Genomic DNA, 25,430 nt, shown 5'->3' on the forward strand with positions numbered 1-25,430 from the left:
CTTATCCGGCCTACGCGTGCGGTGTCGTCTGTGCCGGATGGCGATTAACGTCTTATCCGGCCTACGCGTGCGGTGTCGTCTGTGCCGGATGGCGACTAACGTCTTATCCGGTCTACGCGTGTGGTGTCGTCTGTAGGCCTGATAAGCGCAGCGCATCAGGCAAGACCCGAACCTGCTGCAGGTTCGAATCTTCCATATCGCAGATAGCAAAAAAGCGCCTTTAGGGCGCTTTTTTACATTGGTGGGTCGTGCAGGATTCGAACCTGCGACCAATTGATTAAAAGTCAACTGCTCTACCAACTGAGCTAACGACCCGAAGTGGTGGGTGATGACGGGATCGAACCGCCGACCCCCTCCTTGTAAGGGAGGTGCTCTCCCAGCTGAGCTAATCACCCACTTCGGTACTTCACAATAAGAAATTTAGCTGGCGAGAAAGTGGTGGGTGATGACGGGATCGAACCGCCGACCCCCTCCTTGTAAGGGAGGTGCTCTCCCAGCTGAGCTAATCACCCACTTCTCAATTTCTTATCTACACGGCGGAGACTACATAAAGTAGTTGGTGGGTGATGACGGGATCGAACCGCCGACCCCCTCCTTGTAAGGGAGGTGCTCTCCCAGCTGAGCTAATCACCCCCGCTGTGTGGAGTCGCATTATAGGGAGAGTTGAAAATGAGTCAACGCATTTTCTAAAGTTTTTGTTTGTTCGTCGTAAAATTAAACAAAACGATCGTGAATTACCCCGCGCTGCATGATTTCTATACGGAAATAGCAAAGCGCAGCGTTCTGACCGGATCAACATTGAGGAATCAAGCCACAGTGATAGAATACAAGGCTATTCATCTTTCCAGGATTTGCCGGTTGTCGGCATCTTTATAAACGTAAGGCCATTTCATGAAAATCAAAACTCGCTTCGCGCCTAGCCCGACAGGTTATCTGCACGTCGGCGGCGCGCGTACTGCTCTTTATTCCTGGCTTTTCGCACGTCACCACGGCGGTGAATTCGTGCTGCGTATTGAAGACACCGATCTTGAGCGTTCCACGCCGGAAGCCATTGAAGCCATCATGGATGGTATGAACTGGCTGAACCTGGAATGGGACGAAGGCCCATATTTCCAGACCAAACGTTTTGATCGCTATAACGCGGTGATTGACGAGATGCTGGAGGCGGGAACGGCCTATAAATGCTACTGCTCTAAAGAGCGTCTGGAGCAACTGCGTGAAGATCAGATGGCGAAAGGCGAGAAGCCGCGTTATGACGGGCGCTGCCGTCACAGTCACGAACATCATGCCGACGATGAGCCATGCGTGGTGCGCTTTGCTAACCCGCAGGACGGTTCCGTTATTTTTGATGATCAGATCCGTGGCCCGATCGAATTCAGCAATCAGGAGCTGGACGATCTGATCATTCGTCGTACCGACGGTTCGCCGACCTACAACTTCTGTGTGGTGGTGGACGACTGGGATATGGAAATTACCCATGTGATTCGTGGCGAAGACCATATCAACAATACTCCGCGCCAGATTAACATTCTGAAAGCGTTAAACGCGCCGGTGCCGATGTACGCGCATGTGTCGATGATTAACGGCGACGACGGTAAAAAGCTGTCTAAACGTCACGGTGCGGTGAGCGTGATGCAGTATCGCGATGACGGTTATCTGCCGGAAGCGTTGCTGAACTATCTGGTGCGTCTGGGCTGGTCCAGCGGCGATCAGGAAATCTTCACCCGCGAAGAGATGATCAAGCTGTTCTCCCTCGGTGCGGTGAGCAAGTCTGCGAGCGCGTTCAACACCGATAAACTGCTGTGGCTGAACCACCACTATATCAATACGCTGGCGCCGGAATATGTGGCGACGCATTTGCAGTGGCATATCGAGCAGGAAAATATCGACACCCGTAACGGCCCGCAGCTTGCTGAACTGGTGAAGTTGCTGGGCGAACGCTGCAAAACTCTGAAAGAGATGGCGCAGAGCTGCCGCTACTTCTATGAAGACTTCAGCGAGTTTGACGCCGATGCGGCGAAAAAACACCTCCGCCCGGTGGCGCGTCAGCCGCTGGAAGTGGTGCGCGACAAGCTGTCGGCGATTACGGACTGGTCAGCAGAAAACGTCCACCACGCGATTCAGGCCACGGCGGATGAGTTGGAAGTGGGGATGGGTAAAGTAGGGATGCCGCTGCGTGTGGCTGTGACCGGTGCCGGGCAGTCGCCTGCGCTGGATGTCACTGTACATGCGATTGGTAAAACCCGCAGCATTGAGCGTATCAACAAAGCGCTGGGCTTTATCGCCGAGCGTGAAAGTCAGCAGTAACGCCAGCTAAAACAGAATAAACGGCAGGGCAGACGCCTGCCGTTTATTCTTTGTTAGTCCGCCTCATTGATACCTAAACGCGTCAGAAATCCGCGAATACCTTCCCGCGATAAAAACAGCGCCAGTTTTTCCTGTTCCTGAGCAGACATATTTTCAACGGCATCAATAATTTGTCGATAAGCGTGACTGTGCGTCGCGTTCGCATATTCTGCGAAAGCCTCTTCCGCCTGATAAAACGCAGGCAGTTTGCGAAAAGCCGGAATATTGAGAATAAACTCCCGCACGCTGGCATCAATATGGATGAGTCTTGCGCGTCCGCCTTTGACGCCGGGAAATTTTTCGGTTTTCCAGTGTTGTTCTCTGATCCAGCGATTGACGGTTTGTCTGGCCACGCCGAGGCATTCAGCCAGCTCTTCAGTGGTCATTTTACTGCGTAATCTTTTCATATTATTTGCTATCGCGTATCCCTAAGCGTTGTAACAAACCGGTAATCCCTTCACGCACGAGGAGAGAGGTAAACTGTTTCTGCTCGGATGAGGTCATCTCTTTGGCAAGCGTCATGAGCAGCGCTTCAAGCGATGCGTTGCTGGCAGGCGTAAATGTGTCTGCGTGATGGTCAACTGAACGTTCAGCGCTGCGGATATATTCACGAACCTGTTCGTTTACATGAACCAGACGGGCTTTACCGCCCTGGACGCCAGGTTTGGGCGATGTTGCCCAGCCTTCTTTCCGTACCCATTTATTGATGGTTTGTCGGCTGTAACCGGTGAGATTAGCGAGTTCTTCTGGCGTCATCCGTTCCTTGAACATAACGATTCCCTGAATAGTCGTGGGGTTAATTAGTGGTTCATTTTATAGCACCATTTTAGTCGAAACCGTGACGTGTTTAACTACTGAATGCGAGTTGTGCCGCAATGTCCTTTATTTGAATGCTTTTTCAGCGATTGAATTCGGCAAGTTCATTTTGCCGTTGACACATGCCGAGGGAATTCATATGATGCCGCCCGTCAACTCGACAAGCTTTACGTAGTGGGGCTATAGCTCAGCTGGGAGAGCGCTTGCATGGCATGCAAGAGGTCAGCGGTTCGATCCCGCTTAGCTCCACCAAATTTACTCCCGATAAATTTGGCGTATACGTAAAAGCACTATGGGGCTATAGCTCAGCTGGGAGAGCGCTTGCATGGCATGCAAGAGGTCAGCGGTTCGATCCCGCTTAGCTCCACCAACATTCAAACCCTCGCTGAAAAGCGGGGGTTTTTGCTTTTTGTCACAAAATTCATGGTGTCTGATCTGCTCTTCAGGTGCGTTTGTTTGCCGCTGCTTTTGCGGTCAATATGAGCTTTTGTTAGATTGCTTCATAATGCGAATATACTTATTATTCATGCGCCTTATATAATGATGTGAGCATTAAAGCAATGCCGGATAAGTGTAACGTATTAAAAAATATAAAAATATTCTTACTGGCCTTCTGCCTGACCGTTCCGGCTATTCTGCTATCTCGTCTCATTTCTCCCCGCGCCACAATTGATTCCAGCTATATCTTTCTGGCCTGGCTACCGCTCTGCGTCATGTTTTCCGTGCTGTTTTTATTTGGCCGCCGTGGCGTCGCGCCGATGGTAGGCGGAATGATGTTGACTAATGAATGGAATTTTCATTTACCTCTGCCACAGGCGATGGTGCTGCTATTTTGCCAAACGTTTCCCGTGTTGCTGGTTTGCGCTATCGTACGCTGGCAGCTGGGCGCGCGCTGGCGCTACGGAATACCCAACCAAGGCATCTGGCTACGCGTTTTCTGGTTAGGGTTAATGACGCCGTTTGGCATAAAAATCAGTATGCATCTGGCGGGGCACTACCTGGCTTTCCCGGTGACCATCTCTACCTTCTTTGGCACCGGCACCGCTATTTTCTCGATTGTCGATTTATTGAGTCTGATTTCTGCCGCGCTTATTTTTACCCTCTTTTTCTATTATCCGCTGCGGATGATAGTCAGCCCGCACTATATTCGTATTTTCTGGCGGAGGGATGTCGCTCCTTATCTCGCCAAAGAAAAACGCCTGTTTACGCTTCTCTGGTTTGCCACTCTGGCGACGCTATTAGCGGTGCTGTGTACGCCTTTCGAGACAAAGTATATTGCTGGCTATCTGGTGCCAGTCCTGTTCATTGGATTTACCATCGGCGTGGGGAAAATCAGCTATCCGCTGTTGAATTTTAGTTGGGCTCTCACTGCGCTATTCCTGCTTAGCTATAACCGCAATTTTCTGCAGGGCGTGGGCTCAGAATATTCGCTGGCATTTATCCTTTCAGTTCTCATTTCTTTTAGTATTTGTTTGTTATACATGGCGCGGATTAATCAGCGCAGCGAATGGTTGAATCGACAGTGGCACTCGCAGGCATTAACCGATCCGTTGACGCAACTGCCTAACCTGCGTGCGCTGGAGCAGTTTCTTTTACAGGATGCCGGGCAAAGCGTGTGTTATTTACGCATGGAAAACCTGGAATTTCTGAGCCGTCATTACGGTATGCAGATGCGCGTGCATTGCGAACGCGAGGTGTTTCGCGTATTGCAGCCGCTGCTGCTGGAAAAGGAGAAAATTTTCCATCTGCCGGGCAGTGAATTATTGCTGGTGCTGACGGGGCCGGAGACGGAAGCCCGCCTGCAATATATGCTCAATGTGCTTAATAACCGCAAAATTTACTGGAACAATACCGGTCTGGACATGGAATACGGCGCATCGTGGGGAACATTCGATGGTCGCCAGGAAACCTTGCAACCGCTGTTGGGGCAATTAAGCTGGCTGGCGGAGCAATCCTGCTCGCATCGTCGGGTGCTTGCACTGACCCAGAGTATTGAAGCCGCTTCCGGGCAGACGACGGAACGGGTGCTGCGGTTGCAGAAAATCCGTCAGGCGCTGGAGCGCGGCGCGCTGGTTTTGTATGCGCAACCCATTCGCGACGCGCAGGGAAAAGGGTATGACGAGATTCTGACGCGGCTTCGGTGCGACGACGGTATCATGATGCCCAATCAGTTCATTCCGCTTATCGCCCAGTTTAACCTGAGCGTACGGTTTGATATGCAGGTGATGGAAGCGCTCCTGCAATGGTTGTCCGCGCATCCTTCGGCGGAGCAGGGGGCGCGTTTCTCGGTTAATTTGATGCCGCTGACGCTGCTGCAAAAAGAGACGGCGTCGCGCATTATGCAGCTTTTTAAACGCTATGGCGTCCCGCCTGCTTCGGTCATCATCGAAATTACTGAAGAACAGGCCTTCTCTCATTCCGAAATCAGTATGCACAATATCAACCAGTTGCGTAAGTTTGGCCTAAAAATCGCCATTGATGATTTCGGCACCGGCTATGCAAACTATGAACGGCTAAAACGCCTCAAGGCGGACATCATTAAAATCGACGGTTGTTTCGTAAAAGATATTCTGACGGACTCCCTGGATGCGATGATCGTGAAATCCATCACTGATTTAGCGAAAGCGAAATCGTTGAGCGTCGTGGCTGAGTTTGTTGAAACGCCTGCGCAGCGCGATCTGCTATTGCAGCTTGGCGTACACAGTTTGCAGGGATATCTGATTGGCCGCCCGCGCCCGTTAGGTAAATAAGCGGCATAAAAAAACCGGGGATAGCTCCCCGGTTTCTACATTAAACCCAGACTTACAGTACCAGCGCCGCGATAGAGGCGGACAGTACGCTCACCAGCGTAGAACCGTAAACCAGTTTCAGACCAAAACGGGAAACCACGTTGCCTTGCTCTTCGTTCAGGCCTTTAATCGCGCCCGCAATAATACCGATGGAAGAGAAGTTCGCGAAGGACACCAGGAAGACGGAGATAATGCCTTCAGCGCGTGGAGAGAGGGTAGAGGCGATTTTCTGCAGATCCATCATCGCCACGAATTCGTTGGAAACCAGTTTGGTCGCCATGATACTTCCTACCTGCAGCGCTTCACTGGACGGTACGCCCATTACCCATGCGACCGGGTAGAAGATGTAACCCAGAATGCCCTGGAAGGAGATGCTGTAGCCGAACCAACCGGTAACCGTTGCGAACAGCGCGTTCAGCGCCGCGATCAGCGCGATGAAGCCGATCAGCATCGCCGCGACGATAATCGCCACTTTAAAACCTGCCAGAATGTACTCGCCCAGCATTTCGAAGAAACTTTGGCCTTCATGCAGGTTCGACATCTGAATATTTTCTTCGCTGGCATCAACGACATAGGGGTTGATCAGCGACAGAACGATAAAGGTGCTGAACATGTTCAGAACCAGCGCTGCGACCACATATTTAGGGTCCAGCATGGTCATATACGCGCCCACGATAGACATGGAAACGGTAGACATTGCGGTCGCCGCCATGGTGTACATGCGGTTACGGGACATTTTGCCGAGGATATCTTTATAAGCGATAAAGTTCTCAGACTGGCCGAGGATCAGCGAGCTGACGGCGTTAAAAGACTCCAGTTTGCCCATACCGTTTACTTTGGACAACAGGAAACCAATAGCGCGGATGACCACTGGCAGAACGCGGATATGCTGAAGAATACCGATCAACGCGGAAATAAAGACGATCGGGCACAATACTTTCAGGAAGAAGAACGCCAAACCTTGATCGTTCATACTGCCAAAGACGAAGTTTGTCCCTTCGTTGGCAAATCCGAGCAGTTTTTCAAACATCTCGGAGAAACCTTTTACGAAGCCAAGGCCAACATCCGAGTTCAGGAAGAACCAGGCCAGTAATACTTCGATAACAAGTAACTGAATGACGTAACGAATGCGAATTTTTTTACGGTCGCTGCTAACCAGCAGTGCGAGTACCGCAACAACGGCAAGCGCCAGGACAAAATGAAGGACGCGGTCCATATTTGCTCCAAATATGAGGCAGGTTTAATTTTCGTGCACATTCTATGCAACAGCCGTAAAGAAAACGAGATCCAACACACACTATAATAAGGACCTGTGACGAGATTCAAAATTAGTGATCTGTAATACACTTTTACTGTACTGAATATGAAAATGAAAAGTTATATCAGTGTGCTAATCTTGTAATGTTAAGCCAAACTGTTCTGATACAGGTCGTCATCGTATCGGTCTATCGTTTCACACTATCAAAGTAATCACCCGTACCCATTGAAATGCACTTGATAATCATTATCAATAAACATAGCATGAAACATAGCAAAGGCTATGTTTTTGAGGCAAAAGATGACTGACAATCGCGTAGAGAATAGCAGCGGACGGGCGGCGCGCAAGCTAAGGCTCGCATTAATGGGACCTGCGTTCATTGCCGCGATTGGTTATATCGATCCTGGTAACTTCGCGACCAATATTCAGGCCGGCGCCAGCTTTGGCTACCAGCTACTCTGGGTGGTGGTCTGGGCGAACCTGATGGCGATGCTGATTCAAATCCTCTCGGCAAAACTCGGAATCGCCACGGGCAAGAACCTGGCGGAGCAAATTCGCGACCATTATCCGCGCCCGGTAGTCTGGTTTTACTGGGTACAGGCGGAAATCATCGCGATGGCCACCGATTTAGCTGAATTTATCGGCGCGGCAATAGGTTTTAAGCTGATCCTGGGCGTCTCTTTATTACAGGGCGCGGTATTGACCGGTATCGCGACGTTTCTGATTTTAATGTTACAGCGCCGCGGTCAAAAACCGCTTGAAAAAGTCATCGGCGGTTTACTGCTTTTTGTCGCCGCCGCTTACATTGTGGAGCTGTTTTTCTCTCAGCCTGATATGGCGCAGCTCGGCAAAGGAATGGTTATCCCAGCGCTACCGAACCCGGAAGCCGTATTCTTAGCCGCCGGCGTGCTTGGCGCGACGATTATGCCGCACGTGATTTATCTGCACTCGTCATTAACACAGCATCTGCACGGCGGAACGCGGCAACAACGGTACTCAGCAACGAAATGGGATGTCGCTATTGCCATGACGATTGCCGGTTTTGTCAATCTGGCAATGATGGCGACCGCCGCGGCGGCGTTTCATTTTAGCGGCCACACCGGCATCGCCGACCTCGATCAGGCATACCTGACGCTGGAACCGTTACTAAGCCATGCGGCGGCAACGGTGTTTGGTCTTAGTCTGGTAGCGGCAGGGCTTTCCTCCACTGTGGTAGGGACTCTGGCGGGGCAGGTGGTGATGCAAGGGTTTGTCCGTTTTCACATTCCGCTGTGGGTACGGCGCACCATTACCATGCTGCCCTCATTTATTGTGATTTTGATGGGGCTTGACCCTACCCGAATTCTGGTGATGAGCCAGGTGCTGCTGAGTTTTGGTATTGCGCTGGCGCTGGTGCCGCTCCTGATTTTCACCAGTAACGCTACGCTAATGGGCGAGCTGGTGAACACGCGGCGGGTAAAACAGATTGGCTGGATAATTGTCGTGCTGGTCGTCGCCCTGAATATCTGGTTACTGGTTGGAACGGTGATGGGGTTGTCATAAAGACAGAAAGATAGCAGGCCCGATGCGTGAACGTCATCGGGCTATTATTCAGCAGGAGGCTTAGTGATGATGTTTGTGACCCCGGCCTCGCCCGCGATGATCGTCGCGATCGCGCCAGCCTTCCCGATAACCGCGTTCATACGCTTTACGCTTATCCCAGCCGCGATGATAGCCGTTGTCATGGCGCCACCAGCGATTTTTACGCCATTCATAATGGTTGTGCCAGTAATCCCGGTCGCGCCAGCGACCACCGTCCCAGTAGTTACCGTAATCATCGCGATCGCCAATCTGTAATTTAATTGAGGGCAACAGGGTGATTTCGCCCGCATTCGCGGCAAGCGGTGTAAAAGCCAGCAAGGCTGCCGCCAGAATCAGTGACCTGAACATACTTTCTCTCCTTCACGATCGAGCCGTCGCCGGCCTGTTAATGCAATATTACAAAGCAGTAAAGATTTGTTTCATCGCCTTAACTCTTAAATCATGAAGGAGAGCATTTTTTGCTAAAACCGGCCCTCCAGAATAGCGTCAATTTCTGCACATTCCGCCGCTGAAAAACGGCGATTGGCCAGCATTCCCACGGCGTCTTCGATTTGCGACGGTTTGCTGGCGCCAATCAGTACCGAGGTAACGTTATCGTTACGCAGCACCCAGGCGAGCGCCATCTGAGACAATTTTTGACCCCGTCGCGCAGCCAGTTCATTCAACCGGCGAACTTTTTCCAGTTTGTCGGCGGTAATCTGTTCTGGTTTAAGGAAACGGCTTCCGCTTGCCGCGCGGGAATCTTCCGGAATGCCATTCAGATAACGGTCAGTGAGCTGCCCGCCCGCCAGCGGCGAGAAGGCAATACTGCCGACGCCTTTTTCCTGCAATAGCGCCAGCAGCCCGTCCTCTACCCAACGCTCAAAAAGCGAATATTTAGGCTGATGAATCAGGCAAGGCGTGCCGAGATCCTCCAGAATATCGATAGCTTGTCTGGCCAGATCGGCAGGATAGTTAGAGATCCCTACGTACAACGCTTTGCCCTGGCGCACAAGGTGATCTAACGCTTTCATCGTCTCTTTAAGCGGCGTTTCGGGATCGGGACGATGGTGATAAAAGATATCGACATACTCCAGCCCCATACGTTTCAGGCTTTGATCGAGGCTGGCGATAAGGTATTTCCGTGAACCCCAGTCGCCATAAGGGCCATCCCACATGGTGTAGCCCGCTTTGGTGGAGATGACTAACTCATCGCGCCACGGTAAAAAATCTTCCTGCAGAATGCGGCCAAAATTGCATTCTGCGGAGCCCGGCGGCGGCCCATAATTATTGGCGAGATCAAAGTGGGTAATGCCCAGATCGAACGCGCGTTGCAGCAGCGCCCGGCTATTTTCTATCCGTGTCGCATCGCCGAAGTTGTGCCATAACCCCAGCGAAATAGCGGGAAGTTTGACGCCGCTACGCCCGCAGCGACGATACTCCATTGTGTGATAACGATTTTCATCAGGCTGATAAATCATGACCTTTCCCCCTGTGGCGTGAATAAATAGTGTATACGGTTACACTCGCCAGGCGGTATCCGGATTTTACTGTTTGCCGCTGTAAACATTGTTTTCCAGGCTTTCATCCCCGTCGTGCTGGACAGCCATCGGCATTCCTTAATACTCAACATAATGTCAACGTCAAAAGGAAAGCTGTCATGCAAAACCCCTATACCGTGGCCGACTATTTGCTGGACAGACTGGCAGGATGCGGCATTGGCCATCTTTTTGGCGTACCGGGCGATTATAACTTGCAGTTTCTTGACCATGTGATTGACCACCCGACCTTGCGTTGGGTGGGATGCGCCAATGAGCTGAACGCCGCTTATGCCGCGGATGGCTATGCGCGCATGTCGGGCGCTGGAGCGCTACTCACCACCTTTGGCGTGGGAGAACTTAGCGCTATTAACGGTATCGCGGGCAGTTACGCGGAATATGTCCCGGTCTTGCATATCGTCGGCGCGCCTTGTAGCGCTGCGCAGCAGCGTGGCGAATTGATGCACCATACCCTCGGCGACGGCGATTTTCGTCATTTTTATCGCATGAGTCAGGCGATATCCGCTGCCAGCGCAATATTGGATGAACAGAACGCCTGTTTCGAGATTGACCGCGTATTGGGTGAAATGTTTGCCGCACGCAGGCCAGGATACATCATGTTGCCCGCCGACGTGGCGAAAAAAACGGCCATCCCGCCTACGCAGGCGCTGGCGTTGCCCGTGCATGAAGCGCAAAGCGGCGTGGAGACGGCTTTTCGTTACCACGCCCGTCAGTGCCTGATGAACAGTCGGCGCATTGCGCTATTGGCCGACTTTCTTGCCGGGCGTTTTGGTTTACGACCACTGTTGCAGCGCTGGATGGCGGAAACGCCCATCGCTCATGCGACACTACTGATGGGGAAGGGGCTTTTTGATGAACAGCACCCGAACTTCGTTGGCACCTATAGCGCTGGCGCCAGCAGCAAAGAAGTGCGTCAGGCCATAGAGGACGCCGATAGGGTTATCTGCGTCGGCACCCGTTTTGTCGATACCCTTACGGCCGGATTCACCCAACAATTGCCGGCGGAACGCACGCTGGAGATTCAGCCTTACGCGTCGCGCATCGGCGAAACCTGGTTCAACCTCCCGATGGCGCAGGCGGTGTCTACGCTGCGCGAACTGTGCCTGGAATGCGCTTTTGCGCCGCCGCCGACGCGTTCCGCCGGACAGCCAGTGCGGATTGATAAGGGAGAACTGACCCAGGAAAGCTTCTGGCAAACCTTACAGCAGTATCTCAAACCGGGCGATATTGTCCTTGTCGACCAGGGGACCGCCGCCTTTGGCGCTGCCGCGCTGTCGCTTCCTGACGGCGCGGAAGTTGTGGTTCAGCCGCTGTGGGGGTCTATCGGCTATTCCTTGCCCGCCGCGTTTGGCGCGCAAACCGCCTGTCCCGATCGGCGGGTGATTCTGATTATCGGCGATGGCGCGGCGCAGCTCACGATTCAGGAGATGGGCTCGATGTTACGCGACGGGCAGGCGCCGGTCATCCTGCTGCTCAACAATGACGGCTATACCGTAGAGCGCGCCATTCACGGCGCGGCCCAGCGGTATAACGACATCGCGAGCTGGAACTGGACGCAGATACCACCGGCGCTAAACGCGGCGCAACAGGCGGAGTGCTGGCGGGTGACGCAGGCTATCCAACTGGCAGAGGTCCTCGAACGTCTGGCGCGCCCACAACGTCTGTCATTTATTGAAGTGATGTTGCCAAAAGCCGATCTGCCGGAATTACTGCGTACCGTGACCCGGGCGCTGGAAGCCCGCAACGGGGGATAATGGCCCCCGCTGCGCCGGATTAGGGTTCGTGACGGTTGGCGGCCAGCAACGGTTTTCCCGCCAGCAATAGCCAGGCGGGGAGCATCACAATGCAGAGCAGCGGCAGCAGATTGGTATCCGGTACGACGACTGCCGCCATAAACAGACTGAGCCAGCCGTCGCGCGTCACTACCAGCACTAAGCCAAGAATCGCGCAGGAGACGGTAATCGCCGCGGGTACGGCCTCAACATGGGCATGGAGCATGAGCCCCAGCGCCGCGCCGATAAACACAGCCGGAAAAATGCGCCCGCCGCGAAAGCCGCTCGCCGCCGCGATGACCAGCGCGGCGAGTTTGACGACGGCTAAGGTAAAATAATCTCCCGCGCCCAACGTCTGGCTAAACGCCATTTGTTGCATTTCGTCCAGTCCTTTAAACAGGGTAAGCGGCCCGCCAATGACGCCCAGAATACCCAGTATAAAACCGCCAATGCCGAGAATCAGGACCGGATTTTTTAGTCGGTGCAGCAACTCGTGCAGACGCGGAAGGCACCAGACGGCGACCATCCCGGCGGCAATAGCGATCGCCGCGACGATCGCTCCGCTGGCAATGTCCACCAGCCGCATCTGCGTGTAATGGGCGATGGGTAACGAAAAATGCGGATGAAAGAACAGGCTGGTGGTGAGTGACCCCGCCGCTGCCGCCATTAACGGCGCAAACAGGCGATCCCACATGGGAATATCGTTAGAGCCGCTAAGCGTTTGCGAAAAAATCAGCGCCGCAGCGACGGGCGTGCCGAACAGCGCGCCGATGGTGCCCGCTGAGGCCAGAATCGTCCAGTCTAACGCCGTAATACGTGGAAACAGGCGGGAGCCGAAAGCCGCCGCCAGCGCGATATTTATTGTCATTATCGGATGCTCTGGCCCCAAACTTACCCCACCAGCAAGGCCGATGATTAAGGCGAGAAGCAGCCCGGGCAGCGCAGATGGCGAGACCGGCATACTGATTAACGGTTCGATGGCCGGATCGGGGCCAGCGTGTCCGGGACTGTAACGGATAATCAAACCCACCACGATCCCGGTTAGCGTGAGCATACCCACTATCCAGAACGGCGAATCATAAGCGATGCCGATGCTGGTGGGCAGTTGTTGCCAAAGAAATTGCTGAAAAACCGACGCGACTTTCATCGCAGCGATTAAAACCAGGCTTGACGCTACGCCAATAATCAGCGCGGGGAGCGACAGCAGCAGCATCGTTCGGGCACGCGGGTGGAACATAATCTCTTCCTTACACGGGGTCGTATACCTATTTTGCACAGCCTGCCCGACGGCATTGCTGCAATTGGTGCTGAAACAAGAAAGTAATTCTGTGATGAAGATCTATATTTATAGGCAGTCAGCCTGATGGCCGTTGTTGTTATGCCCCCATGAATTTACAGTGTGACAAAGACTTATTTTGACTTTAGCGGAGCAGTAGAAGAATGACAAAGTATGCTTTAGTAGGAGATGTAGGCGGCACGAATGCGCGTCTTGCCCTGTGTGATATCGCCAGTGGAGAAATCTCGCAGGCCAAAACGTATTCCGGCCTGGATTATCCCAGTCTTGAGGCCGTGGTGCGCGTTTATCTCGATGAGCATAGCGTCAGCGTGGAAGATGGTTGTATCGCCATAGCCTGTCCGATTACCGGTGACTGGGTAGCGATGACTAACCATACCTGGGCTTTTTCTATTGCGGAAATGAAAAAAAATCTCGGCTTTAGTCATCTGGAAATCATCAACGATTTCACCGCCGTGTCGATGGCGATCCCGATGCTGAAAAAAGAGCATTTAATTCAGTTCGGCGGCGGCGAACCGGTAGACGGCAAACCTATTGCGGTGTATGGCGCGGGAACCGGCTTGGGCGTGGCGCATCTGGTGCATGTGGATAAGCGTTGGATTAGCCTTCCGGGCGAAGGCGGGCATGTCGATTTTGCGCCTAATAGCGAAGAAGAAGCTATGATTCTGGAAATATTGCGCGCCGAAATTGGCCACGTTTCCGCCGAGCGCGTGCTGTCTGGCCCGGGGCTGGTGAATCTTTACCGGGCGATTGTTAAGTCCGACAACCGTCTGCCGGAAAATCTGCGCCCGAAAGATATTACCGAACGCGCCTTGGCGGATAGCTGTATCGATTGTCGCCGCGCGTTGTCGCTCTTTTGCGTCATCATGGGGCGATTTGGCGGCGATCTGGCGTTAACCATGGGGACATTTGGCGGCGTTTATATCGCTGGCGGCATTGTCCCGCGCTTCCTGGAATTCTTTAAAGCGTCCGGCTTCCGTGGTGGCTTTGAAGATAAAGGCCGCTTTAAAGATTATGTACACGGTATTCCGGTCTATCTGATTGTCCATGATAATCCTGGCTTGTTAGGTTCCGGCGCGCATCTGCGTCAGACATTAGGCCATATTCTATAAGTCAGATGGCGGCATAAACGCCTTATCCGGCCTACAAAAGTGTGTCATCTGTAGGCCTGATAAGCGCAGCGTCATCAGGCAATTAAACATTCTCTTGTCAGTCTCAAACCGCGTTCCTCACGCGGTTTTTTTCATTGCCTTTCCTGTGCATGAATGCTTCAACTGTCTGAATTATTTCACTTTACTCTTGCTGAGCGAAAGGTCAAACACCAGCGCGTTGAGTCATCATGTCATGGCGGTTAGTCAGGCGAAAACAGGGATTTATTTTACTATACGTATCCGGTTCGCTGCCTTATTTACGCTTTCATCGCGGCAGCTTGCCGGAAAGGATCCTCATTTTCGGGGAAATGTCCCTGAAAAACACCGCAATATGACATGATTGAATACCATTATTTTTAGTAAGGGCTTTAATTAAAGAGGAAAAACCACAAAATCAAAAGGGGATTATTTGAGATAAGGTTTATTGACAGGAAATTATCGTCGGCTTTACCACGTTAGGTAAATTTAAAGATATCAATTTGTTAATAATATGATTTGTATGATGCTATAACTGACACGCTTAAAAAGTAAATTTTTACGCTTGTTCCTCTTTTTCGTCGCTAAAAAATATTTTCATTAGCCTCTCGACAGGAAGAAAATTTTCAGGCTATTTTCTAAAGGAGCCACCATCGTGGCAGCGTCGCTCGGACGGTCCGGGCGCTAACGTTAATCTGAGGATATTATGGCTGACTTCCGCCCTGAACGTCGCTTTACGCGTATCGATCGCCTTCCGCCCTATGTTTTTAACATCACCGCTGAACTCAAAATGGCTGCGCGTCGGCGCGGCGAAGATATTATTGATTTCAGTATGGGTAATCCTGATGGCGCAACCCCTCCCCACATTGTCGAAAAACTTTGCACCGTCGCGCAGCGTCCGGATACGCACGGTTATTCCACGTCCCGCGGCATACCGCGTTTACGCCGCGCGATTTCTCACTGGTATCAGGAACGTTATGATGTCGATATCGATCCGGAAACCGAAGCGATTGTGACCATCGGTTCCAAAGAGGGACTGGCGCATTTAATGCTGGCGACGCTGGATCATGGTGATACGGTTCTGGTGCCGAACCCCAGTTACCCAATTCATATCTATGGCGCCGTTATCGCCGGGGCGCAGGTGCGTTCGGTTCCATTGGTAGAGGGGGTGGATTTCTTCAACGAGCTGGAGCGCGCTATTCGCGAAAGTTATCCGAAACCGAAAATGATGATTTTGGGTTTTCCATCTAACCCTACGGCCCAGTGCGTCGAACTGGAATTTTTTGAAAAAGTGGTCGCTCTGGCTAAACGTTATGATGTGCTGGTGGTGCACGATCTGGCGTATGCCGATATCGTGTACGACGGCTGGAAAGCGCCATCCATTATGCAGGTGCCCGGCGCGCGCGACGTGGCGGTCGAATTTTTCACGCTGTCGAAAAGCTATAATATGGCGGGCTGGCGTATTGGGTTTATGGTGGGCAATAAAACCCTGGTCAGCGCGCTGGCGCGCATTAAAAGTTATCACGATTATGGCACCTTTACCCCGCTTCAGGTGGCGGCTATCGCCGCTCTGGAAGGCGATCAGCAGTGCGTGCGCGATATCGCCGAGCAGTATAAACGTCGTCGCGATGTGCTGGTGAAGGGGCTGCATGAGGCGGGCTGGATGGTTGAAATGCCGAAAGCCTCAATGTACGTCTGGGCGAAAATCCCGGAGCAATATGCGGCGATGGGATCGCTTGAGTTTGCCAAGAAGCTGCTGAATGAGGCGAAGGTTTGCGTTTCTCCAGGGATAGGCTTTGGTGACTATGGCGACACCCATGTACGCTTTGCATTAATAGAGAATCGCGACCGCATTCGCCAGGCCGTCAGAGGGATTAAAGCGATGTTCCGCGCCGATGGCGTGCTGCCGTCACATCCAAAACCCGTTGAGGCGAGCACGGAGTAGAAAAGCAAACAGGAGCCCCATGGCTCCTGTTTTTCTTTGCATTGTACTTTTAAATCATCAGGGCGAAAGTACCGGCCCAAACGATGACCATAAATGAAATGCCCATAAAGAAATATTTCACGTTTCATCTCTCCGCGTACCTGTCGTACGCCTAAATGAACTTACACTTACCTGATTATAGAGAGTTGATGCCGGACAATACGAAATTGAGAATTATTCGTGTTTCGACCGCCTGCATCACCTCAGAATTCTGCGCGTCATCGCTCCAGACGGCGCTAATGTACGCCTAAAAATGAGGTGAAACAAGAGGCATTTTCTTATTTACTTTTAGTAACTTACAAGTGTCGGGAATCGGCGACAGTTTAATTTCTGACAGTGATGAATCGCTATTGAGCGACGCCGCCGACACAGTAAAAAATCGCCTGTAAACAGGAGACTTATCGCTGAAAGCAGGAATGAGTAATTTACGATATGAATATTATGGCAATGCGAAATGATAAAATAAAAGGCCTTGCGGCCTTTTTCAGATGTAGAGTGACGCTTCTCCCAACGGGCGAGTCTTGAAACGGCGATGAATCCAGAGATATTGCTCCGGGGCGCGCATGATCTCTTTCTCAATAATTTTATTCATATAGGCAGCGGCTTGATTTTCATCTGCCGGGTAACCTTCCATTTCAGGGGTAATATACAGACGATAACCCGAGTTATCGGATTTCCTTACCATTGTAACGGTCAACATGGCGGCGCCAGACAGCCTGGACAGTACATAGGTGCCGTTGGTGGTGGCGACGTTTTCAACCGCGAAAAATGGCGCAAAGGAGCTGCCTTTAGGGCCGTAGTCCTGGTCGGGAGCAAACCAAACGGCTTCCCCTTTTTTTAGCGCGCCCACAATGCCGCGCAGATTGTTTCTGCCGATCATCGCTTTATTTGAGCGCATACGACCGCGCGTCTGCACCCACTCCATGAGCGGATTGTTATGCGGGCGATAGGTCGCCATCATCGGCTGGCAGAGACCCATTACCCGGCCTCCCAATTCCAGCGACATAAAATGCACGCCAACGACCATTACGCCGCGATTTTGCGCCTGCGCACGGGTAAGGTTGTCCAGCCCGTCCACATCAAACCATTTGCGAACCCGGCTATCAGGCCAGAACCAGGCCATGCCCGTTTCAAGCAGCGCCATGCCAAGAGAGTGGAAATTCTCGGCGATCAGTTTTTCCCTTTCTTCCCGGGAGAGGGTCGGAAAACAGAGTTCAATATTTTTCTGGGCGATCGACTCACGTCGCTTCAGGAAGGGGCGCGCCAGCTTACCGGTGCGGGTGCCCAGAAAACGCAAAACCGGGTAGGGAAGCTGCACCAGTAACCAGAGGACGCCAACGCCAAACCACGTCAGCCAGTAGCGCGGGTGCAAAAACGCGCGTGAAAATTTGCTTTGAGGAAACATAAAATACCTTCTGTAGATACGAAAATAATGTATCGCAGAAGAGTCATTATCCGCAGCGGTACACTCTGAAATACGCATCATCCTTCAAGTTGCGTTCGCTTATCCGAAGCACTTACTTGAGTAAGCTCATCAGGGTAACTTGAATGATTTACGTATAGTTAGGCCATCATGTACGACAATGGTTCCCGTAAGGAGTGTAAAACTAAGTCAGTACTAAACCACGAGGGCATGAACGCCAGGCAGGCTAATGTACCACCAGTTATTTACTCGCGCCCAGAAATTCTTTATCAAGAAGCGTAAATATTTCTTCCGTAGCAAAAATAAGCTAATCATTATTTTTAATGCATTGTTTTTACAGTAATAATTTTATTTCAGACGAAGGTCATTGAAAAATGATTAGAAAAATAAAATGTGAGATAAATGTTATGGAAATGACGTGCTGATAAGGTTTATCTTAAAGGAGAAGTGAGAGGGACCGTAAGGCTATATGGAAGCCTTGCCATAGACAGGAGGTATTATAGATGATCTATTTATGGACATTTCTTGCAATAAGTATACTTGCCGTGAGTGGCTATATCGGTCAGGTGATGGGGGCTTTTTCTGCGGTTTCTTCTTTTACGGGAATGGTTATCCTTGCCGCGCTGATTTATTTACTCAATGTATGGCTGCAGGATGGCGATGACATCGTTAGCGGATTATTGCTTTTTCTCGCACCGGCATGTGGGTTAATTATTCGCTTTATGGTGGGATACGGTAAGCGTTAGTCAGTACATACCCTTCATACTTCAAGTTGCTGATGTGTTGGCTATGGATTACTCGGCCCATTCATGGGCCTCGCCCTGACGGGACGTCGCTCACCCCAGTCACATCGTTATCTATGCTCCCGGGGACTCACTCCCTTGCCGCTTTTAAGCAACTCGAATTATTTTGGGTATACACGATGTCAGCGAATAGATAGCGCCGACAATGTCGGCGCTTCTGTTCCCCGGGAAGGCTAATCGTTTATTGTGCGTCCGCAAGCTGCAGTGAGTCCTGATTATGTAACGCATTCTGGCGCTGGCGTTCCAGTTCCAGCGCGCCGCGATGGGAGAGGTAACAGAATAGAATGCAGCACACGATGCCGCCCATCAGAAGATAAAATCCGCCGTACCAGCCAAGTTTATCCACCATTACACCAAACAGGCTGGTGCCCAACGAGGCGCCGAAAATATAGCTCATGAACCCACGTAAACCGACGGCGGAACCTACGGCAAAGCTGGGGACTATCTCCATTGTCTGTACGGACGCGAGGAACTGCGGGACGTAAATCAGACAACCTACAATGGCGGCGAAAATCGTTACCATCAGCAAAGATTCACTTTTCCAGTATCCGATCAGACAGACAAAAATCAGCGCCATGCAAATCATGGCTAACGGCATTCTGCGGCCCTTAAACAGTTTATCTGACAGCCAGCCTGCCAGTAGCGTAGAGGGAATCGCCGCCCACTCGAAAAAGAGAAACGCGACGCTCATCTGTTCTTTTGAAAAGTGTTTTACTGTCAACAGATAGATAGGTAACCAGCTAATCATGCCAAACCGCACCATATAGACGAAGACATCGACCAGCGAAATATACCAGGCATTTTTATTGCGCAGCACATAAGTACAGAAGATTTGCCATGCGCTCATATTTTCCGGCGCTTTTGCCGTATTCTTCGTTTTCAGTACGACTTTTTCTTCCGGCATCATCTGTTCCAGGGAGGGAAGACCTTCTTCGCGCGGCGAACCTTTTCCCAAGACCAGAACAATTAAGGCAAAAATGACGGCGACGCAGGCCGGAACGATATAACTGGCGCTTTGCCAGTGTTCGCTGCCCAATATCGCAAAAGCCGCACCGACGATAGGCGCGACGATCCCGCCGCCAACGTTATGCGAGATATTCCAGAAGGCGCCTACGCGTCCGCGTTCCCGGCGAGGGAACCAGTTTGCAATGGTAATAAACGAGGGGCCGACGCCCATGCCCTGAAAAAGACCATTGAAGACCACCAGAGCGGCAAATATCCAGAATGCGCTACTGAATCCCAGCCCAACGTTAACAATCGCGCAGAGTACCAGACCGCACGCCATGAAGACTTTTGGGCTGGCTTTATCCGCCAGACTGCTCATTACGCCTTTACTGATTCCGTAAGCAATAAGCATACAGCTACTCAGCAGGCCGATTTGCGTAGCGCTGAGATCCAATTGCTCTTTTAAATAAGGCGTCGATAATGTGAAGTTGTTTCTGACTATATAGTAAGCGAGATATCCCAGAAATACGCTTAACAATGCCTGTATACGATATCGACCATACGTAGCCTGGACTTTTTCCGGTGGGACTTTATGCGCCGATTTCCCTGTTTTTAATATTGTTAACATGGAGTCACCTGTATTTTATAGTGAGATGAACATCAGGAGGTTTTGTCGGTAGAGTGAAAGGAGTGACAATAAAATTCAAGTCGAAGAAATGTGTCAAAATTGACTCAATTGGGTGAATTTAAAGGTTATTTTTGACCCATTTTAAAGGGTGTGGTGAAACTTTAATTATTGGCATGGCCGTTTTATCGTTAGCATGTGCGGATATTAACAAATTTGCTGCCAGTGATCTGATACGCTTTATTGATGTTTTCGGGCGACGGACCCGTTATTATTCAAATAACGTTGTTCTGGATGCCAACAGAAATAAAAGGGTAAGTTTTGTCTCAATATTTTCTTTATGTGATATCGATATTTATGAACGGGATCACAAATCGACTTTTCTCATGCTGTAGTCGTTTCGCCAGAGTGGGCGCTTTTACGCTATGGCTGGCGGCAATGTTCGGTTCTTGCCAGGCGTACAGCCGCGAGCTGGTGATGGCAACGACCTTTTCACCCAGCGCGACCGCCTGGATTATCCAGCGCTGGCAGACGGAGCCGGGTTCCGTCATGATTCGTACGCTCAACCGTACCAGCGGTTCTTTAGAGCAATTACTTGATACGGCGAATGCGGAAAATGTCGATCTGATCCTGACGTCATCCCCCATGCTGTTGCAACACCTTCAGGAGCACCAAAAGCTGGCGCTATTGGATAGCGCGCCTGCCGCCAGCCAGAAGCTGGTGCCGCGTTCTATCCGCTCAACTTCAGTGGCGGTAGCGGTATCCGGATTTGGGCTATTGATCAACCGTTCAGCGCTCGCTGCGCGCCATCTTCCGCCGCCTGCCGACTGGCAGGATATGGGCCTGCCCAGTTACCAGGGCGCTCTATTAATGAGCAGTCCGTCACGCTCAGACACCAATCATTTGATGGTAGAGTCGCTGTTGCAGCAAAAAGGCTGGACGGCAGGATGGGCGACGCTGCTGGCAATCTCGGGTAATCTGGTCACGATTTCCTCTCGCAGTTTCGGCGTAGCGGATAAAATCAAAAGCGGGCTTGGCGTTGCCGGGCCGGTCATTGATAACTATGCTAATTTGCTACTTAACGATCCTAATCTTACTTTTACCTATTTTCCGTATTCTGCGGTGTCGCCAACTTACGTCGCGGTGTTGAAAAACAGCCGTCATGCAGACGAAGCGCGTGCTTTTATTCATTACTTATTAAGTCCGAAAGGGCAAAGGATACTGGCTGACGCGAATACCGGTAAGTATCCCGTTGCACCGCTTAGCGCCGATAATCCTCGCGCCGCGCAACAACAGCGTTTGATGGCCCAGCCGCCGTTGAACTATCGTCTGATCCTGAAGCGTCAGCAACTGGTACAACGCATGTTTGATACCGCGATCAGTTTTCGTCTCGCGCAGCTTAAAGATGCATGGCGAGCGTTGCACAGCGCAGAAACGCGGCTTAAACGCCCCTTACCTGAAATCAGAGCCTTATTGACCAGCGTCCCGGTGGATGCGGCAAGCAGCGAAGATGAAACCTGGCTGGCGCAGTTTGATAATAAAAGCTTTGCCGAACAAAAAATGATGGAGTGGCAGATCTGGTTTCTGAACAATCAGCGGCTGGCGATTCACAAACTGGAAGAGCTGAAATGAAGGGGAGATTATTGCAACGGCTTCGTCAGCTCAGTATCAGCAACAGTTTACGGGGTGCATTTTTAACGGGCGCATTACTGACGCTGATTGTCAGTATGGTCAGCCTTTATTCCTGGCATGAGCAAAGTTCGCAGGTTCGCTATTCGCTTGATGAATATTTTCCTCGCATCCACTCCGCTTTTTTAATTGAGGGGAACCTGAATCTGGCCGTGGATCAGCTCAATGAATTTTTGCTGGCGCCGAACACGACGGTACGTTTGCAGTTACGTACGCAGATTATTCAGCATCTGGATAAGATTGAGCGTCTCAGTCAGGGGCTTCAGCTTGCTGAACGCCGGCAACTGGCCGTCATTTTACAGGATAGCCGGACCTTGCTGGCGGAGCTGGACAACGCCCTCTACAACATGTTTTTGGTGCGGGAGAAAGTCAGCGAGCTTTCCGCTCGCATTGACTGGCTCCATGATGATTTCACCACGGAGCTAAATTCGCTGGTACAGGATTTTACCTGGCAGCAGGGGACGCTACTCGATCAAATTGAGGCGAATCAGGGCGACGCGGCGCAGTACTTGCAACGTTCGCGCGAAGTGCAGAACGAGCAGCAGCAGGTATATACCCTGGCGCGAATTGAAAATCAGATTGTTGACGACCTGCGCGACAGATTGAATGAGCTCAAGTCCGGCAATAATGACGGGATGCTGGTGGAGACCCATATTCGTTATCTGGAAAACCTAAAAAAAACGGCGGATGAGAATATTCGTGCGCTCGATGACTGGCCCAGTACGATCACGCTGCGGCAAACCATCGACGAACTATTGGAAATCGGGATGGTAAAAAATAAGATGCCCGATACCATGCGCGATTATGTTGCGGCGCAAAAAGCCTTACTGGACGCCAGCCGCGCCAGAGAGGCTACGCTAGGGCGCTTTCGCACGTTGCTTGAGGCGCAGTTAGGTAGTAGTCACCAGCAAATGCAGACGTTCAATCAACGCCTGGAGCAGATTGTCCGCGTTAGCGGCGGGCTTATTTTAGTGGCGACGCTCCTGGCGTTGCTGCTGGCCTGGGGACTCAACCACTATTTTATCCGTTCCCGGCTGGTAAAGCGTTTTACCGCGCTTAATCAGGCTGTGGTACAGATAGGGCTGGGGAGAACCGACTCGACTATCCCGGTTTACGGGCGCGATGAGCTAGGACGGATAGCCCGTTTGCTACGCCATACGCTGGGCCAGCTCAATATGCAACGCAGACAGCTTGAACAAGAGGTCGCCGAGCGCAAAGAGATAGAAGCCGACCTGCGCGCCATGCAGGATGAGTTGATTCAGACGGCGAAACTGGCGGTAGTCGGCCAGACCATGACCACGCTGGCGCATGAAATTAACCAGCCGCTGAATGCGCTTTCAATGTATTTATTTACGGCGGGACGCGCGATTGAACAAGGTCAGAGCGGACAGGCGAGAAATACGCTCACCAAAGCGGAAGGGCTCATTAACCGGATTGACGCCATTATCCGTTCGCTGCGGCAGTTTACCCGTCGGGCGGAGCTGGAAACGCCATTGTATCCCGTTGATCTGCGCCAAACCTTCGTGGCGGCATGGGAGTTATTAGCCATGCGCCACCAATCCCGGCAGGGAGCGCTTTCACTGCCAACCGACACCGTATGGGTCAGCGGCGATGAAGTGCGTATTCAGCAGGTTCTGGTGAATGTGCTGGCGAATGCGCTTGACGCCTGTTCGCATGATGCGGCGATCGCGGTGACGTGGCAGACGCAGGGAGAGGCGCTGGAGGTTTATATTGCAGATAACGGTCCTGGCTGGCCTGTGGCGCTGTTGCCCTCTTTACTCAAGCCGTTTACCACCAGTAAAGCTGTCGGGTTGGGTATTGGGCTGTCGATTAGCGTGTCGCTGATGGCGCAAATGAAGGGCGACCTGCGTCTGGCGTCGACGCTGACGCGTAACGCTTGCGTGGTGCTGCAATTCTCGGTAACGGATGTCGATGATGTTGAATGATGAATGTTCTATTTTGCTGATTGATGATGACGTTGATGTACTTGACGCCTATACCCAAATGCTTGAGCAGGCAGGCTACCGCGTGCGTGGCTTTACCCATCCTTTCGAGGCCAAAGAGTGGGTAAAAGCGGATTGGGAGGGGATCGTTTTGAGCGATGTGTGTATGCCGGGGTGTTCCGGTATCGATCTTATGACGCTGTTTCATCAGGATGACGATCAACTGCCAATCTTATTGATTACCGGACATGGCGATGTACCGATGGCGGTTGATGCGGTGAAAAAGGGCGCCTGGGATTTTCTGCAAAAACCCGTCGATCCGGGCAAACTGTTGATATTAATTGAAGACGCGCTACGCCAGCGCCGGTCGGTCATTGCACGGCGGCAATATTGCCAGCAGACGTTACAGGTTGAACTGATTGGGCGCAGCGAGTGGATGAATCAGTTTCGACAACGGTTACAACAACTGGCGGAAACGGACATTGCCGTATGGTTTTACGGTGAGCATGGCACTGGACGTATGACTGGCGCCCGTTATCTCCATCAACTGGGGCGTAACGCGAAAGGGCCGTTTGTACGCTATGAACTGACGCCGGAGAATGCCGGGCAGTTGGAGACATTCATCGACCAGGCGCAAGGAGGCACGCTGGTGTTGAGTCATCCCGAATATCTGACACGCGAACAGCAGCACCATCTGGCGCGTTTACAAAGCCTGGAGCATCGGCCTTTTCGTTTGGTGGGCGTTGGCAGCGCTTCGCTGGTGGAGCAGGCGGCAGCTAACCAGATTGCGGCCGAGCTTTACTACTGTTTCGCCATGACCCAAATCGCCTGCCAGTCTCTTTCTCAGCGACCGGATGATATCGAGCCGTTATTTCGCCATTATCTTCGAAAAGCCTGCCTGCGACTCAATCATCCAGTGCCGGAAATAGCGGGGGAATTACTGAAAGGAATAATGCGACGCGCATGGCCAAGCAATGTGCGCGAACTGGCTAATGCGGCAGAGCTTTTTGCTGTTGGCGTGCTGCCGCTGGCGGAAACGGTCAACCCGCAGTTGCTTCTGCAGGAGCCGACCCCGCTTGACCGGCGCGTTGAAGAGTATGAGCGACAAATTATTACCGAAGCATTAAATATTCATCAGGGACGAATTAATGAAGTGGCGGAGTACCTGCAAATTCCCCGTAAAAAACTTTATCTGCGCATGAAAAAATATGGTCTAAGTAAAGAGCATTATAAATTCTGATATTACAGTTACTTTCAATCTGGCTGACAACATCAGCAACGATGTCGTTAGCCAGATAACGTCGCATCACCGTAATGGTAAATCATTCCATCATGATTATAGATTGCTTATTATTCACCTGAGCATCAAATTCTATTTCTTAACTTCAATATAAGGTAAAAATGCGTCAAGTTCTCTGGCGTAATAAATGTACTCTTGTCCGACGATTTGACAAGATGAAAACTTCATCACCTCTCCAGATTACATCTGAATATGAG

The 25,430-nt window shown here is 51.6% G+C and carries 19 protein-coding genes and 6 tRNA genes; 12 read left to right on the plus strand and 13 right to left on the minus strand.

Annotated features, from left to right (window positions below):
- Positions 1 to 239 precede the first annotated feature (239 nt).
- The 4 genes from QEN32_RS06690 to QEN32_RS06705 all read right to left on the minus strand — a co-directional run bounded on the left by QEN32_RS06690 (position 240) and on the right by QEN32_RS06705 (position 633).
- A tRNA-Lys gene (locus QEN32_RS06690) sits at positions 240 to 315 on the minus strand.
- 4 nt (positions 316 to 319) lie between these two features.
- Positions 320 to 395 (minus strand) — tRNA-Val (locus QEN32_RS06695).
- Positions 396 to 436: 41 nt separating this feature from the next.
- Positions 437 to 512, minus strand: a tRNA-Val gene (locus QEN32_RS06700).
- Positions 513 to 557: 45 nt separating this feature from the next.
- Positions 558 to 633: transfer RNA gene (locus tag QEN32_RS06705), tRNA-Val, on the minus strand.
- Between the two features lie 258 nt (positions 634 to 891).
- Here QEN32_RS06705 and gltX point away from each other — a divergent pair.
- On the plus strand, positions 892 to 2,307 hold the full coding sequence (gene gltX, locus QEN32_RS06710; protein ID WP_000695623.1) for a glutamate--tRNA ligase: 1,416 nt from the start codon (positions 892 to 894) through the stop codon (positions 2,305 to 2,307).
- A 53-nt stretch (positions 2,308 to 2,360) separates the two neighbouring features.
- Here gltX and QEN32_RS06715 read toward each other — a convergent pair whose 3' ends face one another.
- A complete protein-coding gene (locus tag QEN32_RS06715) occupies positions 2,361 to 2,753 on the minus strand; it encodes a YfeC-like transcriptional regulator (protein WP_000826515.1) in 393 nt (130 codons plus the stop codon).
- A gap of 1 nt (position 2,754) precedes the next feature.
- Positions 2,755 to 3,117 carry a YfeC-like transcriptional regulator gene (locus tag QEN32_RS06720; RefSeq protein ID WP_000472034.1) on the minus strand — a complete coding sequence of 121 codons (363 nt, stop codon included), beginning with the start codon at positions 3,115 to 3,117 and terminating at the stop codon, positions 2,755 to 2,757.
- Positions 3,118 to 3,338: 221 nt separating this feature from the next.
- Here QEN32_RS06720 and QEN32_RS06725 point away from each other — a divergent pair.
- The 3 genes from QEN32_RS06725 to QEN32_RS06735 all read left to right on the plus strand — a co-directional run bounded on the left by QEN32_RS06725 (position 3,339) and on the right by QEN32_RS06735 (position 5,912).
- Positions 3,339 to 3,414, plus strand: a tRNA-Ala gene (locus tag QEN32_RS06725).
- A gap of 42 nt (positions 3,415 to 3,456) precedes the next feature.
- A tRNA-Ala gene (locus QEN32_RS06730) sits at positions 3,457 to 3,532 on the plus strand.
- Positions 3,533 to 3,722: 190 nt separating this feature from the next.
- Positions 3,723 to 5,912, plus strand: a complete 2,190-nt coding sequence (locus QEN32_RS06735; RefSeq protein WP_001112941.1) for a sensor domain-containing phosphodiesterase — start codon at positions 3,723 to 3,725, stop codon at positions 5,910 to 5,912.
- A 52-nt stretch (positions 5,913 to 5,964) separates the two neighbouring features.
- On the opposite strand, the gene nupC is transcribed toward QEN32_RS06735, so the two are convergent.
- Positions 5,965 to 7,167, minus strand: a complete 1,203-nt coding sequence (gene nupC, locus QEN32_RS06740; protein ID WP_000376347.1) for a nucleoside permease NupC — start codon at positions 7,165 to 7,167, stop codon at positions 5,965 to 5,967.
- A gap of 342 nt (positions 7,168 to 7,509) precedes the next feature.
- Here nupC and QEN32_RS06745 point away from each other — a divergent pair, with 342 nt between their 5' ends.
- Positions 7,510 to 8,751, plus strand: a complete 1,242-nt coding sequence (locus QEN32_RS06745; protein WP_000131734.1) for an Nramp family divalent metal transporter — start codon at positions 7,510 to 7,512, stop codon at positions 8,749 to 8,751.
- 60 nt (positions 8,752 to 8,811) lie between these two features.
- Here QEN32_RS06745 and ypeC read toward each other — a convergent pair whose 3' ends face one another.
- Both ypeC and mgrA read right to left on the minus strand, forming a co-directional pair.
- Complete coding sequence (ypeC, locus tag QEN32_RS06750; protein ID WP_000490091.1) at positions 8,812 to 9,138, minus strand: DUF2502 domain-containing protein YpeC; 327 nt, start codon at positions 9,136 to 9,138, stop codon at positions 8,812 to 8,814.
- Positions 9,139 to 9,251: 113 nt separating this feature from the next.
- Positions 9,252 to 10,250, minus strand: a complete 999-nt coding sequence (mgrA, locus tag QEN32_RS06755) for an L-glyceraldehyde 3-phosphate reductase (RefSeq protein ID WP_020899059.1) — start codon at positions 10,248 to 10,250, stop codon at positions 9,252 to 9,254.
- Between the two features lie 179 nt (positions 10,251 to 10,429).
- On the opposite strand from mgrA, the gene QEN32_RS06760 reads away from it, so the two are divergent.
- Positions 10,430 to 12,082 carry an alpha-keto acid decarboxylase family protein gene (locus QEN32_RS06760; RefSeq protein WP_023224645.1) on the plus strand — a complete coding sequence of 551 codons (1,653 nt, stop codon included), beginning with the start codon at positions 10,430 to 10,432 and terminating at the stop codon, positions 12,080 to 12,082.
- A 19-nt stretch (positions 12,083 to 12,101) separates the two neighbouring features.
- Here QEN32_RS06760 and QEN32_RS06765 read toward each other — a convergent pair whose 3' ends face one another.
- Positions 12,102 to 13,337: an ion channel protein gene (locus QEN32_RS06765; RefSeq protein WP_000468914.1), complete on the minus strand. Its 1,236-nt coding sequence runs from the start codon at positions 13,335 to 13,337 to the stop codon at positions 12,102 to 12,104.
- A gap of 203 nt (positions 13,338 to 13,540) precedes the next feature.
- Here QEN32_RS06765 and glk point away from each other — a divergent pair, with 203 nt between their 5' ends.
- Positions 13,541 to 14,506, plus strand: a complete 966-nt coding sequence (gene glk / locus QEN32_RS06770) for a glucokinase (protein WP_000170380.1) — start codon at positions 13,541 to 13,543, stop codon at positions 14,504 to 14,506.
- Positions 14,507 to 15,227: 721 nt separating this feature from the next.
- Positions 15,228 to 16,466 (plus strand): alanine transaminase, encoded by a 1,239-nt coding sequence (alaC, locus tag QEN32_RS06775; protein WP_000763118.1) that lies wholly within the window; start codon positions 15,228 to 15,230, stop codon positions 16,464 to 16,466.
- A 49-nt stretch (positions 16,467 to 16,515) separates the two neighbouring features.
- Here alaC and ypdK read toward each other — a convergent pair whose 3' ends face one another.
- Together ypdK and lpxP are read right to left on the minus strand one after the other, a co-directional pair.
- A complete protein-coding gene (gene ypdK / locus QEN32_RS06780) occupies positions 16,516 to 16,587 on the minus strand; it encodes a membrane protein YpdK (protein WP_010723117.1) in 72 nt (23 codons plus the stop codon).
- A gap of 402 nt (positions 16,588 to 16,989) precedes the next feature.
- Complete coding sequence (gene lpxP / locus QEN32_RS06785; protein ID WP_000484431.1) at positions 16,990 to 17,910, minus strand: kdo(2)-lipid IV(A) palmitoleoyltransferase; 921 nt, start codon at positions 17,908 to 17,910, stop codon at positions 16,990 to 16,992.
- Between the two features lie 521 nt (positions 17,911 to 18,431).
- On the opposite strand from lpxP, the gene QEN32_RS06790 reads away from it, so the two are divergent.
- Positions 18,432 to 18,674, plus strand: a complete 243-nt coding sequence (locus tag QEN32_RS06790; RefSeq protein ID WP_000639889.1) for a YfdY family protein — start codon at positions 18,432 to 18,434, stop codon at positions 18,672 to 18,674.
- Between the two features lie 238 nt (positions 18,675 to 18,912).
- On the opposite strand, the gene pgtP is transcribed toward QEN32_RS06790, so the two are convergent.
- Positions 18,913 to 20,304, minus strand: coding sequence for a phosphoglycerate transporter PgtP (pgtP, locus tag QEN32_RS06795; RefSeq protein WP_000955735.1), 1,392 nt, complete (start codon positions 20,302 to 20,304; stop codon positions 18,913 to 18,915).
- Positions 20,305 to 20,739: 435 nt separating this feature from the next.
- On the opposite strand from pgtP, the gene pgtC reads away from it, so the two are divergent.
- From pgtC to pgtA, 3 genes are read left to right on the plus strand one after another with little or no spacing between them, the layout of a single operon-like run.
- Positions 20,740 to 21,933, plus strand: coding sequence for a phosphoglycerate transport regulator PgtC (gene pgtC / locus QEN32_RS06800; RefSeq protein ID WP_000467985.1), 1,194 nt, complete (start codon positions 20,740 to 20,742; stop codon positions 21,931 to 21,933).
- Positions 21,930 to 23,936 carry a two-component system sensor histidine kinase PgtB gene (pgtB, locus tag QEN32_RS06805; RefSeq protein WP_000678493.1) on the plus strand — a complete coding sequence of 669 codons (2,007 nt, stop codon included), beginning with the start codon at positions 21,930 to 21,932 and terminating at the stop codon, positions 23,934 to 23,936. The genes pgtC and pgtB overlap by 4 nt, the downstream gene beginning before the upstream one ends.
- Complete coding sequence (gene pgtA / locus QEN32_RS06810) at positions 23,926 to 25,173, plus strand: two-component system response regulator PgtA (protein ID WP_000930843.1); 1,248 nt, start codon at positions 23,926 to 23,928, stop codon at positions 25,171 to 25,173. The genes pgtB and pgtA overlap by 11 nt, the downstream gene beginning before the upstream one ends.
- The last annotated feature ends 257 nt before the right edge of the window (positions 25,174 to 25,430 follow it).

The organism is Salmonella sp. SA14318 (genome assembly GCF_029866905.1).
Taxonomy (GTDB): Bacteria; Pseudomonadota; Gammaproteobacteria; order Enterobacterales; family Enterobacteriaceae; genus Salmonella; species Salmonella enterica.